The 13,456-nt window shown below is 47.2% G+C and carries 4 protein-coding genes, 2 tRNA genes and 2 rRNA genes; 7 read left to right on the forward strand and 1 reads right to left on the reverse strand.

What is annotated here, in order from left to right; genetic code table 11:
- Positions 1-5 precede the first annotated feature (5 nt).
- Genes AMICO_RS03840 through ppsA form a run of 3 tightly spaced genes read left to right on the forward strand, consistent with a single transcriptional unit; the run spans position 6 to position 5,916 of the window.
- Positions 6-821, forward strand: a complete 816-nt coding sequence (locus AMICO_RS03840) for a pyruvate, water dikinase regulatory protein (RefSeq protein WP_013048161.1) — start codon at positions 6-8, stop codon at positions 819-821.
- A gap of 37 nt (positions 822-858) precedes the next feature.
- A complete protein-coding gene (gene ppdK / locus AMICO_RS03845) occupies positions 859-3,525 on the forward strand; it encodes a pyruvate, phosphate dikinase (RefSeq protein WP_013048162.1) in 2,667 nt (888 codons plus the stop codon).
- A gap of 15 nt (positions 3,526-3,540) precedes the next feature.
- On the forward strand, positions 3,541-5,916 hold the full coding sequence (gene ppsA / locus AMICO_RS03850) for a phosphoenolpyruvate synthase (protein WP_013048163.1): 2,376 nt from the start codon (positions 3,541-3,543) through the stop codon (positions 5,914-5,916).
- 83 nt (positions 5,917-5,999) lie between these two features.
- Here ppsA and AMICO_RS03855 read toward each other — a convergent pair whose 3' ends face one another.
- Positions 6,000-8,324 (reverse strand): transglycosylase domain-containing protein, encoded by a 2,325-nt coding sequence (locus tag AMICO_RS03855; protein WP_013048164.1) that lies wholly within the window; start codon positions 8,322-8,324, stop codon positions 6,000-6,002.
- A 242-nt stretch (positions 8,325-8,566) separates the two neighbouring features.
- Here AMICO_RS03855 and AMICO_RS03860 point away from each other — a divergent pair.
- From AMICO_RS03860 to AMICO_RS03875, 4 genes are all read left to right on the forward strand, one after another.
- Positions 8,567-10,098: ribosomal RNA gene (locus tag AMICO_RS03860) — 16S ribosomal RNA — on the forward strand.
- Positions 10,099-10,173: 75 nt separating this feature from the next.
- Positions 10,174-10,250 (forward strand) — tRNA-Ile (locus AMICO_RS03865).
- A 7-nt stretch (positions 10,251-10,257) separates the two neighbouring features.
- Positions 10,258-10,332 (forward strand) — tRNA-Ala (locus AMICO_RS03870).
- Positions 10,333-10,421: 89 nt separating this feature from the next.
- A 23S ribosomal RNA gene (locus tag AMICO_RS03875) occupies positions 10,422-13,400 on the forward strand.
- Together the 16S and 23S rRNA genes with 2 tRNA genes alongside form the textbook arrangement of a ribosomal RNA operon.
- Positions 13,401-13,456 lie beyond the last annotated feature (56 nt).

Here is a 13,456-nt window from a genome sequence, read left to right on the forward strand (position 1 = left end):
AATATATGCACGACATGAAAAAACAGGTTGAAGTTTTTGTGGTTTCCGATTTTACCGGAGAAACGGCGGAAAGCGTGGCACGGGCTGCATCAAGTCAATTTGACCCCCAGAGTGTAAAATTACGCCGTTTTCGCTACATTAACAATATAGATAAGGCAAGGGAAATGCTGGAGATTGCATCTTCTAAACACGCCATTGTCATTTGTACATTTGTAGATAAGATTGTGCGCCATTGGGTCATTGAAAATAGCGACTCCTTGAACGTTGATGTTATAGATGTTTTTGGACCGCTGCTCAACACTCTTTCTGATATTCTGGATAAAGAGCCTCTTGAGAAGCCAGGGCTTTCCCATGTTATGGACGAAGAGTATTTTAAACGGGTCAAAGCGGTTGAGTTTACCATCAGCTGTGATGATGGCAGCAACACCCATCTTCTTCCTGAAGCTGATCTTATTATTATTGGAGTTTCAAGAACGTGTAAAACCCCTCTTTCAATGTATCTTGCCCATAAGGGCATTAAAACAGCGAACATTCCTTTGATCCCTGATCTTGCTCCCCCTGAAGAATTATTTGAAGTGGATTCTTCTCGGATCATAGGTTTAACTATAGATCCAAAGGCTCTCATAGATATCCGTCTTAAAAGGCTCGTTATGTTAGGTCTTGATTCAGAAGGTTCCGACTACGCTCAGATAGCCAAGGTTTATGAGGAACTGGCGTATGCAGATTCAATCATGAAAGCACTCGGCGTAAGAGTTTTTGACGTTACGGATCGTGCCCTTGAAGAGACCGCACAAGAGATATTAGCTTACATCAGACATTAGATCCCTCCAATATTTAGACGAGGAGGTGAGTAATGCTATGAGAGATAAAGTACTCAACAAGTATGTTTATGATTTTGAAGAAGGAAACGCCACAATGAAGGACCTTCTTGGCAGTAAAGGGGCCAATCTTTCTCAAATGGTACAGAATGGAATGCCTGTCCCTCCCGGATTCATTGTGACAACTAAAGCCTGTGTAGAATTTTTAGAAGGGGAAAGTTTTTTAGTGGACAAAATTTGGCCGGATATACAGAAAGCAATTCTCAGAATGGAGGCTAAAACGGGCAAAAAATGGGGCAGTGGCCCCACTCCCCTTCTGGTTTCGGTGAGGTCTGGTGCCCCAGTTTCTATGCCAGGCATGATGGACTCCGTACTCAACCTTGGACTCAATCGGGATACGTTGGAGTATATGGCAGAAGCCTCTCAAAACAGAAGATTTGCTCTCGATAGCTACAGGCGACTGATTCAAATGTTCGGTGAAGTTGTTGCTGGTTTGAGTCCTGATCTTTTTGAAAAAGTTCTCGATGAAGCCAAGAAAAAAAATAATTTACTATATGATTATCAAATTCCTGCCCAGATCCTTGAAGAAATTGTTGCGGCCTACCTTCACATTTATGAATCCCACACTCATTCTTCTTTCCCATATGACCCATGGAAGCAGTTAAAAATGGCTCTTGCCGCTGTTTTTAAGAGCTGGAACAACCCAAGAGCTATTACATATCGCAATCTTCATAGTATTCCACATAATTTAGGGACTGCTGTTAGTATAGTCTCAATGGTTTTTGGAAATCTTAACGAGCAGTGCGGCACAGGTGTATGTTTTACACGAAACCCTTCCGATGGTTCTGCAGACCTTTATGGGGAATTTCTCATTAATGCTCAGGGAGAAGATGTAGTTGCGGGAGTACGAACCCCTATCCCCATATCAGAATTGCGCTATATGATGGCTGACATGTTTAATCAGCTGGTTGATATCACAGGGTCTTTAGAAAGGTTTTATAAGGATATGCAGGATGTAGAGTTTACTATTGAAAACCGTAAGCTCTACATTCTTCAAACAAGAAGTGGTAAACGATCAGCAGAAGCAGCAGTGAGGATTGCTCATGATATGGTTCAGGAAAACCTTATAGGTAAAAGTGAAGCTTTAACTAGAGTTACGCCAAGGGAAGCAGAACTTCTTCTTCACAAACAGATAGGCAGCCAGGTGGATGTGCCTCTTGTAGCAGAGGGGTTGCCAGCGTCACCAGGAGCATGTTCAGGCATGATAGTGTTTTCTCCAGAGGCAGCAGTACAGTGGAATGATGAGGGAAAGAATGTTATTCTTGTACGCCCTGAAACGAGTCCAGATGATATTCATGGATTGGCTGTCGCGGAAGGTGTGGTAACAAGTCGTGGCGGAATGACAAGCCATGCTGCTGTTGTTGCCAGAGGTATGGGTAAACCTTGCGTAAGCGGTTGCGAAGAGCTTTTCATTGATGTGGATGAAAAGGTTCTTTACGGAGAAAGCCTGATCCTCAAAGAGGGGGATATTATTACAGTAGATGGAAGCAATGGTAGAGTTTATGCAGGAGAAGCCCCCCTTGTAGACGCAAAAATTACCAAAGAGCTCTCCGTTTTTCTTCAATGGGCAGACGAGGCGGCCTCTTTAGAGGTATGGGCGAATGCTGATACTCCCGAAGATGCCCGAAGAGCGAGGGAGTTTGGTGCTAAGGGAATTGGTTTGTGTCGGACGGAGCACATGTTTATGGCCCAGGATCGACTTCCTGTTATGGAGCATATGATAATGGCTCCGGATAAAGAAAGTCGCCTTAAAGACCTTGAACTTTTAAAGGAAATGCAGAAAAATGATTTTGCTGATATTTTTAGGGAGATGAGCGGCTGCCCTGTTATCATTCGCCTGTTAGACCCGCCTCTCCATGAATTTCTCCCAAAAGAAAATGTTATACGACAGCAGTTGTTCGAGATGCAAAGGGAAAAGGAATCCCCAGCACAGAAGAAAAAAATTTTAGAAATGGAAGCAGTGCTCAAAAAAATTGAGATGCTTAAAGAAATCAATCCTATGATGGGATTCAGAGGGTGTCGGCTTGGTATCTTGCATCCTGAAATTTATGAAGCACAGATTCGCGCTATTTTTGAAGCAGCTCTTTTAGTTCTAGGAGAAAGAAAAGCTGTTTTCCCAGAAATAATGATACCTCTTGTCGGTCTCTCTGAAGAAATGGAAATATTCCGCGAAATGGTAGACAGAATTGCCGAAGAGTACTATAAGAGTACAGGGATAATTGTTGACTACAAAGTAGGAAGCATGATAGAAGTTCCCCATTCAGTATTGGTTGCTGATAAAATAGCGAAAGTTGCAGATTTTTTTAGTTTTGGAACGAATGATTTGACACAAGCGGTTTTTGCGTATTCAAGGGATGATGCGGAGTCCAAGTTCCTACGGGCCTATTTACAGAAAGGCATATTGCAGGAGAATCCCTTTCATACCCTTGATCGAGAAGGCGTTGGAGAGATGATGCGTCTTTGCGTTAAAAAAGCGAGAGAAACACGACAAAACATGTCTTTGGGCATTTGTGGCGAACATGGCGGTAATCCAGAAAGTATTGCCTTTTGTCATATTATCGGCCTTAACTATGTCAGCTGTTCGCCCTTCAGGATACCAGTGGCAAGACTGGCAGCTGCTCAGGCTGCGCTGGGCTTCATTAATTAACGAGGAGGCAGTAAGATGGGAACATATAAGTATATCAGGTGGTTTTCGGAAGTTAATCGCAACGACATACCACTTGTAGGAGGAAAGGGAGCAAATCTCGGTGAATTGACTCAGAATGGGGTTGCTGTCCCTCCGGGGTTTTGTGTAATTGCTGGAGCTTACAGGGATTTTATCAGAATTTCTGGCCTCAATGCATCCATAGAGAACATAATTCGCAACATTGATTTTGAAAACACAGATGACCTTTCTGAAAAATGCGGAGAGATCAGAAAGCTTATTATGGAAGCGCCCTTTCCCAAAGAAATTGAAAAAGAAGTAAAAAAAGCCTATGCTCAGCTTGCCCAAAAAACTGGATTGGAAAATGTACAGGTTGCAGTCCGAAGTTCTGCGACAGCTGAAGATTTGCCAGATGCTTCTTTTGCGGGACAGCAGGATACCTACCTTCATATTCGAGGAGCAGAAGAAGTTTTAAAACATGTTCAGAAATGCTGGGCCTCCCTTTGGACAGCTCGAGCGACCTATTATCGGGAAAAACAGGACTTCAATCACTTTGAAGTAGCCTTGAGCGCTGTAGTACAAAAAATGGTTAGAAGCGAGAAGTCTGGTGTTCTATTTACAGCTAATCCTGTTTCCAATGACCTCAATCAAATTATGATCAACGCAAGTTGGGGACTCGGAGAAGCTGTTGTCTCTGGAGTTGTTACTCCAGATGAATTTATACTGGAGAAAGATCATCTCGATGTAGTGGAGAAAACAATATCTGAAAAGAACACCATGATCGTCGAAAAAGATGGAGATATAGGCACTGCAAAAGTTGCGGTTAAAGATTTTCTTGGGCCGGATAAGGTAAAGATGCAGTGCCTTACAGATATGGAAATAATAACCCTTGGCAAAGCTGGAAAAACAATAGAGTCCCTTTATAACGCTCCTCAGGATATAGAGTGGGCTCTCGACCAAGATACAAAGGAACTATATATTCTGCAGGCCCGTCCTATTACAACTTTAGCTAAAGGAGAGAGTTCTGTGGATCAGAACACAACCCCAAAAGAAACAAAGTTGAATGTTTTGGCAAGAGGTCTGGCGGCATCTCCAGGGACCGCAGTTGGAAAAGTTATCGTTATCGAGGATATAAATGAGATAGCGAGGGTAAAAGATGGCGACATCCTTGTAACGGGGATGACTAATCCTGACATGGTTCCTGCTATGCGAAAAGCTGCAGCCGTCGTGACCGACGAAGGTGGACGAACGTGCCATGCCGCCATCGTTTCAAGAGAACTGGGCATTCCCTGTATAGTAGGTTCGAAAAACGGGACGGCAGTACTTGCAGAAGGGGTGCTTGTTACAGTTGATGCTACTCGTGGCGTTGTCTTTGAAGGTAACGTTGTACCCGAAAAGAAAGAAGCGGAAAAAGCTACTCTAGTTTCACCAGGTGCTCAAGCTCTTCCGATAGAAGAGCTCGTACATCAGTTAGCGCCTATTACAGGAACAAAAATTTACATGAATCTGGGCGAGCCTTCTATAATTGACAGATATAAGAACCTCCCCTTTGATGGGATAGGGTTAATGCGTACGGAATTTATATTTACCAATATGGTTGGTATACATCCTATGTATCTTGTTAAGACAGGGCAGGGAAAGCTTCTTGTAGATAAAATGTCTGAGGGAATAACCACAGTGGCCCAGGCTATTTACCCCCGTCCAGTCGTAGTGCGCATGAGTGATTTCAGAACAAATGAGTTCAGAGGGCTTAAAGGCGGGGAAGAAGTTGAGCCTGTAGAGAACAACCCAATGATTGGCTGGCGTGGTGTTTCTCGGTACATTTCCTCTGAATATGAAGCGGGGTTCAGACTTGAATGTCAGGCAATGCGCAAAGTCAGGGAAGAGTACGGCCTCATAAACGTCTGGATGATGCTTCCTTTCGTTCGAACTACATGGGAGCTTGAAAGTGTCATGAATATCCTTTGTTCCGAAGGTTTGGAGAGGAGTTCTTCGTTTAAAATCTGGATCATGGCAGAAGTTCCGTCAGTTGTGTTTGCTGCGGAGGAATTTGCCCAGATGGTTGATGGTTTCAGCATTGGAAGTAACGACCTGACACAGCTCGTAATGGGAGTTGACAGAGATTCAGGCATATTGAACAACATGGGATACTTTGATGAAAGGAACATTGCAGTGCAGCGTGCTATTCGCACATTGATCCAAGCGGCGCATAAGCATGGGAAAACATGCTCCATCTGTGGACAAGGGCCATCTCTCTATCCGGATTTTGCCGAGTTCCTTGTAAGAGAAGGAATAGACAGCATGAGTGTCAATCCTGATACTGTAGCCTATACGAGAAAGCTCGTAGCAGGAGTAGAGCAGCGTATTATTCTTAACAGTATTCGAAACAGATAGAATAGACATTCATAGAAAAAAGGGCAGAACCGAGTTTTTCGGTTTTGCCCTTTTAATTTTTGAGTCGCATCTTTTATACGGCTTTAGTTTGTAATGCCGTATTGCTTTAGAAGGTCCTGGTAGCGTTCCTCGATTGTTTGGGCAGGGCTGGGATCGTCCTTGTACGGATCTTGCTCTCCAACAGGGATAACTGATTTTTGTGCTGGTTTGTGCGATAGTTGCGATTTTTCCTCAACAGTTGAAGACACCTTCACCTCTATATCGGAACCGGCGAGAGAGAAAGGAATATCTCCATCTGGGAATTTGGCATAAGTATAGTAATGTTCCTCGTCTTGAGGAAGAAGATAAAGTCTTGGAGCCAAGGAGTCATTTTGACAGGCAAAGATATCTCCTCCATGGATAGGACATGTGGTTGTAGGAGTCGATCCCGCTGGCAGAAGCAAGGTTGCGGCTGAACAGCCAGGAGCGGCTAAAAAACCAGTTTGCCTGCATACTCGAACAGCTTCTACTGCAAGACCCTGAGGGATATCAAAGGCCTGCGGAAGGTGAAGCACTTTAACAGCCTCGCTCATAAAACTCTTCCACACTGGTACTGCAATAGCACTTCCAGTTGCATTTCTACCAAGGGCTTTATGGTCGTCATTTCCTGCATAGACAATAGTGACAAGGCCAGGAACACCTCCTGCAAACCATGCGTCACTATACTCATTTGTAGTTCCAGTTTTACCGAAAGTTTCCCATCCGGGGATAAGGGCATTTCTTCCTGTACCAGCTCGAACCGCATCTTCCATGAGAGAGCGAATAACAGTTGCGGTGACAGGAGAGATCCCTTCTCGTATCTCTGGCTTATGGAATTCAAGCACGTCTCCATTCCCTGATCGAATTTCACGTATCATCAAAGGAGAAACAACATGACCTCCGTTGGCAAAAGTTGAAAAGGCCGTAGCCATTTCTAATGGTGTTACACTTGCGGTTCCAAGAGCAATCGATAAATCATGAGGCAAATGGGGAGAAGTAATTCCTGTGCTTCGTGCCATCTTTATAATATTGCTAACACCTGTAATGTCGGCCATGCGTACCGCCACTGTATTATAAGAATGAATGAGAGCGTCGAGAACGGTCACTTCCCCGTGAAATTTTTGGCCATAGTTGCCAGGCTCCCATGTTTTTTCTTCTCCCGGGACATCATATGAGAGAGGTGCATCAAGAAAATGATCAGTAGGCATAATGCCTTTTTCCAGAGCAGCAGCAAAGACGAAGGGTTTAAAGGCAGAGCCAGGCTGACGATAAGCCTGAGTAACCCTGTTAAATTTGCTTGTTGAAAAATCTTTTCCTCCCGTGAGGGCTAAAACTTCTCCTGTGAGAGGATCCAGTGCAACAAGAGCCCCTTGGCTTTTCAACATCTTGATCGCATTATCAGCTTTTTCCTGCAGATCCAGGTCAATGGTTGTGTATATCTCCATACCGCCGCTATATACAAGATCAGCTCCATAGGTAGGGAGGAGGTGATTAATGAGCAAGTGTGAAATAAAATAAGGGGCCTTGTTAAATTCCGTAACTTTATTTGGGACATGCTTTAAGTTAATTTCTTCAATATATGCTTTTTCTTTTGTTTCACTATCGATCCATCCGAGGTCTATTAAACGGCCGAGGACATACCCTTGGCGTTTTTTGGCGTTATTTATATTGTTGAGTGGGCTATACCGTTCTGGAGCAGCTATTAGACCTGCGATAACAGCAGATTCAGAGAGGGTAAGATTTCTTGATTCCTTACCAAAATAAGTTTTAGCTGCTGTTTCTATCCCCCAGGCGCCATGTCCAAAATATATGGTATTGAGATACATTTCAAGGATCTTATCCTTCGAGAAAAGCTGTTCCATGCGAATGGCGAGCATAATCTCCTTTGCTTTCCTTTTAATGGTCTTTTCCTGGGATAAGAAGAGATTACGAGCTAATTGCTGTGTAATAGTGCTACCTCCCTGGCGGGCTCCTCGATGGAGAATATCAACCATTAATGCTCTTCCAATGGCAGTAACTCTTATCCCGCCATGCTGATAAAAAGAGGAATCCTCTGCAGCTAAAGTACATTTCAGTATCCACGGAGAAATATCTTTCAATTGCACAGGTTTTCTATTCTCCGTAAATAATCGTGCTATAATCTCGTTATCTCTGTCATAAACCGTACTTGCCACGTTTTCTTTGTGAGCAAGTATTTGCGATGTTGTCGGGAGCTCTTCAGATATTTCTTTTATATAAAGAGCTCCAAAAACAAAAACAACGGCAATGCCTGCCGCCATTACCAATAGAACTAAAAAAAGTACTTTTCGGATAAGATATAAACCGCCAGATTGTGGGGGTTGTTTCCCGTCACGCTTTGCAGCGTTTGATTCGGGTTCTTTTCTCGTCATATTTAAAAACCTCCTCCAAACAACATGTTACCTAGTATAAATGTATTTTCAGGAGACTGCATCTTGTTCATTGACGGAGAAATTATATCATCTCAAAAGAATTTTTATAAAAACTTTAAAAAGGGCTTGCATTCCCTTCAAAGGCATGGTATATTTTTCGCCGTTGCCAGTTAGGGCAGCGATCATTACGAAGCTTGAAAAGAGAATACAGTGCGCAGATGTAAAGCGAGCCATTTAAGAAATTTATGGAGAGTTTGATCCTGGCTCAGGACGAACGCTGGCGGCGTGCTTAACACATGCAAGTTGAACGGGACGGATATTGAAGCGACTTTTCGGAGTGGTGGATATATTTGTTTAGTAGCGGACGGGTGAGTAATGCATGAGAACCTGCCCTTCAGAGGGGGACAACAGTTGGAAACGGCTGCTAATACCCCATATGCCGAGAGGTGAAAGGAGCGATCCGCTGAAGGAGTGGCTCATGTCCTATCAGCTAGTTGGTGAGGTAAGTGCTCACCAAGGCGATGACGGGTAGCCGGCCTGAGAGGGCGACCGGCCACACTGGAACTGAGATACGGTCCAGACTCCTACGGGAGGCAGCAGTGGGGAATATTGGGCAATGGGCGGAAGCCTGACCCAGCGACGCCGCGTGAGGGAAGAAGGCCTTTGGGTCGTAAACCTCTGTTGTATGGGAAGAAGGAAGTGACGGTACCATACGAGGAAGTCCCGGCTAACTACGTGCCAGCAGCCGCGGTAATACGTAGGGGACGAGCGTTGTCCGGAATTACTGGGCGTAAAGGGCGCGCAGGCGGATATTTAAGTCAGCTGTTAAAGTCATGGGCTCAACTCATGGATGCGGTTGAAACTGGGTATCTAGAGTGCTGGAGAGGTAGGCGGAATTCCCGGTGTAGCGGTGAAATGCGTAGATATCGGGAAGAACACCAGTGGCGAAGGCGGCTTACTGGCCAGCAACTGACGCTGAGGCGCGAAAGCCAGGGGAGCGAACGGGATTAGATACCCCGGTAGTCCTGGCCGTAAACGATGAATGCTAGGTGTGGGTGTCGAGAGGCATCCGTGCCGGAGTTAACGCGATAAGCATTCCGCCTGGGGAGTACGGTCGCAAGATTGAAACTCAAAGGAATTGACGGGGGCCCGCACAAGCGGTGGAGCACGTGGTTTAATTCGATGCAAACCGAAGAACCTTACCTAGGTTTGACATGTACGTGGTACGGATCTGAAAGGAGAAGGACCTAGCCTTCGGGCAAGGAGCGTACACAGGTGCTGCATGGCTGTCGTCAGCTCGTGTCGTGAGATGTTGGGTTAAGTCCCGCAACGAGCGCAACCCCTGCATCCAGTTACCATCGAGTGAAGTCGGGGACTCTGGATGGACTGCCAGCGACAAGCTGGAGGAAGGTGGGGATGACGTCAAGTCATCATGGCCCTTATGCCTAGGGCGACACACGTGCTACAATGGCCGATACAGCGGGAAGCTAGCCTGCGAAGGTATGCGGATCCCACAAAGTCGGTCTCAGTTCGGATTGCAGTCTGCAACTCGACTGCATGAAGGAGGAATCGCTAGTAATCGCGGATCAGCCAAGCCGCGGTGAATACGTTCCCGGGCCTTGTACACACCGCCCGTCACACCACCCGAGTTGGGTGCACCCGAAGCCGGAGGCTTAACCTTTCGAGGAAGGATCCGTCTAAGGTGTGTCTGGTGAGGGGGGTGAAGTCGTAACAAGGTAGCCGTACCGGAAGGTGCGGCTGGATCACCTCCTTTCTAAGGAGAAATAATAGCTTTTTAGATAAAGCTATGCTATGCTTTAGTTTGCGCACTGTTTTTCCATCTTGTGATGGGCCGATAGCTCAGTTGGTTAGAGCACACGGCTGATAACCGTGAGGTCAGAGGTTCGACTCCTCTTCGGCCCACCATTTTTATGGGGATGTAGCTCAGTGGGAGAGCGCCTGCCTTGCACGCAGGAAGTCGTCGGTTCAAATCCGATCATCTCCACCATTTGTAGTCACTTATATGTGCATGTTATATAGTTTCGCTTTTGCACCTTGACATAGGAATAGAGGGAAGTAATCGAGGGAAAGTAAGTAGAATAAGGTATAAAGGGCATACGGTGAATGCCTTGGCACCAGCAGCCGACGAAGGACGTGGCAAGCTGCGAAAAGCTGCGGATAGGCGCAAGCGGCCTTTGACCCGCAGATGTCCGAATGGGGCAACCTGCCTGGAGGAATCCAGGCGTCCATAAGTGGATGGAACCCGGCGAAGTGAAACATCTCAGTAGCCGGAGGAAGAGAAATCGAAGAGATTCCCTGAGTAGTGGTGAGCGAAAGGGGAATAGCCTAAACCGATGGCATGTAAGGCTGCGGTCGTTGTGTTGTCGGGGTTGTGGGAATCCTCATGTCAGCCCGCAGGCTGGCGTTGGAGTTACAAAGTTGTTATCTAGCCGAACTGTGTTGGGAAAGCAGGCCATAGAAGGTGATAGCCCAGTAGGCGACAGGTAACGACCTCTGAGAGGATCTCCCGAGTAGGCCGGAGCACGTGGAATTCCGGTTGAATCAGGGTGGACCATCATCCAAGGCTAAATACTGCTGGTGACCGATAGAGAATCAGTACCGAGAGGGAAAGGTGAAAAGCACCCCTGGCGGGGAGTGAAATAGACCTGAACCCGTGTGCCTACAAGCAATCGGAGCGCGAGTGGCAGCGATGTTATGAGCGTGACGGTGTGCCTTTTGTAAAATGAGCCGACGAGTTATTAGACGTAGCGAGGTTAAGGTGCGTTAGCACTGTAGCCGTAGGGAAACCGAGTCTTAATAGGGCGTTAGTTTCGTTTAATAGACCCGAAGCCGTACGATCTATCCATGGCCAGGTTGAAGTCCGGGTGAAGCCGGATGGAGGACCGAACCAGTATCTGTTGAAAAAGATTTGGATGAGCTGTGGATCGGAGTGAAAAGCTAATCGAGTGCGGTGATAGCTGGTTCTCCCCGATATGCATTGAGGTGCAGCCTTGCGAGTTCAGATATGGGGGTAGAGCTCTGGATGGATGCGGGGGACTGGGGTCCTACCAAATTCAACCAAACTTCGAATACCATATCTGTATTGCGGGAGTGAGACTACGGGTGAGAAGGTCCGTGGTCGTGAGGGAAACAGCCCAGACCGTCAGCTAAGGTCCCTAAGTGTATGCTAAGTGTGGCAAGGATGTGAGAGTGCCTGGACAGCCAGGAGGTTGGCTTAGAAGCAGCCACCCTTTAAAGAGTGCGTAACAGCTCACTGGTCGAGGACTTTTGCGCCGAAAATGTAGGGGGCTAAGCATACTGCCGAAGCTGCGGGATATGTGCTAGTGAGTATATATCGGTAGGGGAGCGTTCCATACGGGGTGAAGCCGAACCGCGAGGTCGCGTGGACTGTATGGAAGTGAGAATGTCGGCATGAGTAACGCGAAGTGCGTGAGAAACGTACTCACCGAAAGCCCAAGGTTTCCTGGGGAAGGTTCATCCTCCCAGGGTTAGGCGGGACCTAAGACGAGGCTGAAGAGCGTAGTCGATGGACAGCAGGTAGACATTCCTGCCCCGGCCTATGCCGTTATAACTGAAGGGGTGACACAGAAAGCTAGGTGCTCCGGGTGATGGAATACCCGGTCCAAGGATGTAGGAAGGCGCTTCAGGCAAATCCGAGGCGCTATTTCTGAGGTCTGATGGGGAGATCCCACGGGATCGAAGTCATTGAAGCTCGGCTGTCGAGAAAAGCCTCTAGGGAGGTATAGGCTGCCCGTACCCGAAACCGACGCAGGTGGGCTAGCTGAGAAGGCTCAGGTGAGCGGGAAAACCCTCGTTAAGGAACTCTGCAAGTTGACCCCGTAACCTAGGGAGAAGGGGTGCCACTCTGGTGAAGTGTAAATCATATGGAGCTAAGGGTGGTCGCAGAAACCAGGCTCAGGCGACTGTTTACTAAAAACACAGGTCTCTGCATAAGGCGTAAGCCGAAGTATAGGGACTGACACCTGCCCGGTGCTGGAAGGTTAAATGGAGAGGTTAGCGCAAGCGACGCTTTGAAATGAAGCCCCAGTAAACGGCGGCCGTAACTATAACGGTCCTAAGGTAGCGAAATTCCTTGTCGGGTAAGTTCCGACCTGCACGAATGGTGTAACGATCTGAGCACTGTCTCAACGAGGGACCCGGTGAAATTGTGGTACTGGTAAAGACGCCAGTTACCTGTGGTGGGACGGAAAGACCCCGTGGAGCTTTACTGTAGCCTGATATTGGATTTTGGTCTGTCATGTACAGGATAGGTGGGAGGCATAGAACGCAGGGCGTCAGCTTTGCGGGAGCCGCTGTTGGGATACCACCCTTGACATGCTGAAGTTCTAACTGTTTAGTCTGAATCGGCTGGCAGGACAGTGTCAGGTGGGCAGTTTGACTGGGGCGGTCGCCTCCTAAAGAGTAACGGAGGCGCGCAAAGGTCACCTCAGGGCGTATGGAAACCGCCCATAGAGAGCGCAAAGGTATAAGGTGGCTTGACTGTGAGAGAGACGTTTCGAACAGGAACGAAAGTTGGTCTTAGTGATCCGGCGGTACCGAGTGGAAGGGCCGTCGCTCAACGGATAAAAGCTACCCCGGGGATAACAGGCTGATCCTGCCCGAGAGTTCCTATCGACGGCAGGGTTTGGCACCTCGATGTCGGCTCGTCGCATCCTGGGGCTGAAGCAGGTCCCAAGGGTTGGTCTGTTCGCCCATTAAAGCGGTACGTGAGCTGGGTTTAGAACGTCGTGAGACAGTTCGGTCCCTATCCACCATAGGCGTAGGGTATTTGAGGAGATCTGCTTCTAGTACGAGAGGACCGAAGTGGACGAACCTCTGGTGTACCGGTTGTAGCGCCCGCTGCATAAGCCGGGTAGCTATGTTCGGGTCGGATAACCGCTGAAGGCATCTAAGCGGGAAGCCGCCTCCAAGATGAGATACCCCATTCCGATAGGGAAGTAAGGCGTCCTGAAGATGACAGGATTGATAGGCCGGAAGTGTACGAGCTGAGAGGCTTTGAGCTGACCGGTACTAATACGCCGAGGCCTTATTCTCATTTTCCCTTGAATTTCTTCCCTCATTTCTGTGTTGTTGTGCGAAAGAGTAGATTT

Source organism: Aminobacterium colombiense DSM 12261 (assembly GCF_000025885.1).
GTDB lineage: Bacteria > Synergistota > Synergistia > Synergistales > Aminobacteriaceae > Aminobacterium > Aminobacterium colombiense.

What these genes read in the sequence shown, in the direction of transcription:
- AMICO_RS03840 (WP_013048161.1), top strand. Translation starts at nt 6, where the DNA reads ATGCACGACATGAAAAAACAGGTTGAAGTTTTTGTGGTTTCCGATTTT.
- ppdK (WP_013048162.1), top strand. Translation starts at nt 859, where the DNA reads ATGAGAGATAAAGTACTCAACAAGTATGTTTATGATTTTGAAGAAGGA.
- ppsA (WP_013048163.1), top strand. Translation starts at nt 3,541, where the DNA reads ATGGGAACATATAAGTATATCAGGTGGTTTTCGGAAGTTAATCGCAAC.
- AMICO_RS03855 (WP_013048164.1), bottom strand. Translation starts at nt 8,324, where the DNA reads ATGACGAGAAAAGAACCCGAATCAAACGCTGCAAAGCGTGACGGGAAA.